Origin of the sequence: Bradyrhizobium sp. JYMT SZCCT0428, from assembly GCF_018131075.1 — a bacterium.
Taxonomy (GTDB): domain Bacteria; phylum Pseudomonadota; class Alphaproteobacteria; order Rhizobiales; family Xanthobacteraceae; genus Bradyrhizobium.
The window spans coordinates 1-1,359 of the sequence record NZ_JAFCLS010000163.1 but is presented as its reverse complement, the minus strand read 5'-3'; the positions used below and the strand labels follow the sequence as shown (position 1 = coordinate 1,359).

Below are 1,359 nucleotides of genomic sequence, written 5' to 3'. Positions count from 1 at the left end.
GCCGGGCAAATCGATCAGATTTTGCGCGGAACCAAGCCGGGCGAAATTCCGTACCAGCAAGCGACCAAGTTCCTCTTTGCCATCAACCTCAAAACCGCAAAAACGCTCGGCCTCGAAATCCCGCCAAATGTTCTGGCACGCGCCGATGAGGTCATCGAATAGAGAGGCTGTTTGCTGCGGCGCATGAGTCCGGTTATGGCACTTTTGAGACATGCCGACGGCCCTGATTGCGTCTGCTTATAGGGCTAGACCGGAAGTAGCAGCACGCGGTCAAGTCGACGCGAATGACCTACAGCGGACCAACAAGTTATGTTGGCTCAGGGAAGTATCATCCGCCCGGTCCCGGAATGAAGCAGCGCCACATAGGCGTCATACCTGCGCGGAAGCGGGCTCCGAGAGAACCGCCACAGCGACGATGGCGAGTAAGGCAAGAACTGGGTGCTTCATGATCTCCTCCCGTTCGAGCTTATTTTGTCTGGAAAGTTGTCGATCTCCGTAACGTGTGCCAATACCCATCGTACCTGTAGACCAAGGACAGACGGGGGCTAGTAACGGCGCGCTTCTGGACTAAGCGGACATAAACAGGGCTGAAATCGCGGCCATTACGCTACGTGGATCCCCTCATAAACAAGCTTCGTGAAGAAGGCCGGGATGATAACGAACTGGCCCCATAGCTGATCGAAGGGGGCCGTTGGAGTCGCTGCAATGATCTCCTCGAGAGTCCACTTCTGCCTCTTCAGCGTACCTACGCGATCACGGATCGCCACTAGCATCTCGTTATAATCCCTGAGCTCTGACCTGTTGCTTACGGGATGCCGTGCCAGTCGCCTGCATTCGCAATCATCGCTTCAACTGCGCGGATCGTGCCTCCGCCAATGAGGTTTAAGTTGGATCACATACAGCCTGGATTGCGGGGCAGTATCCGCTCCAATCGCCGAACTCGCGCGCCGACATCAACAGCATCGGAACGGTGATGCGCATCCCGTGCTCGACCGCGGTCTTGAGAGCCGCTTCGGCCGCGCCGGGAAGAAAGGCCGAAACCTGTGGAGATCCAATTTCCAGCGCAAGAGCCAGCGCGGTCGTAAACGCACCGCCGAGAGCATCGGCCCGTGCGACGGCGAGCGGACCGATGTGGCCGCTCGAGCTGACATAGGCATACCCGACGCACTCTTCTCCGGAATAAAGCGCCACGAAGTTCACGCGAGACACTGAAATTATAGATGGGACAGCGCGGAAATAGGCCGTGCCGGATGTAAAGCCCCTGCGACACCGTGTTGAACGTGAAGGTGATCAGCGCCCTGTTGGTAGCGCCGGAGTTCTTCGCATGTTCGAATGTCCGCTTGAGCAGTTCACTGCCGA

Annotated in this window: 2 protein-coding genes and 1 pseudogene; 1 reads left to right on the top strand and 2 read right to left on the bottom strand. The window is 57.4% G+C overall.

Annotation, left to right across the window (positions count from 1 at the left end; genetic code table 11):
- The first annotated feature begins 21 nt into the window (after positions 1–21).
- Positions 22–162: an ABC transporter substrate binding protein gene (locus JQ575_RS44175; RefSeq protein ID WP_249167332.1), complete on the top strand. Its 141-nt coding sequence runs from the start codon at positions 22–24 to the stop codon at positions 160–162.
- 440 nt (positions 163–602) lie between these two features.
- Here the strand turns inward: JQ575_RS44175 and JQ575_RS46845 are convergent.
- Both JQ575_RS46845 and JQ575_RS44170 read right to left on the bottom strand, forming a co-directional pair.
- Positions 603–815: pseudogene (locus JQ575_RS46845) on the bottom strand (MBL fold metallo-hydrolase); the annotation flags it as partial.
- A 67-nt stretch (positions 816–882) separates the two neighbouring features.
- The gene (locus tag JQ575_RS44170; protein WP_212039414.1) at positions 883–1,200 is read right to left on the bottom strand and encodes a hypothetical protein; all 318 of its coding nucleotides are present in this window, start codon (positions 1,198–1,200) and stop codon (positions 883–885) included.
- Positions 1,201–1,359: the final 159 nt, after the last annotated feature.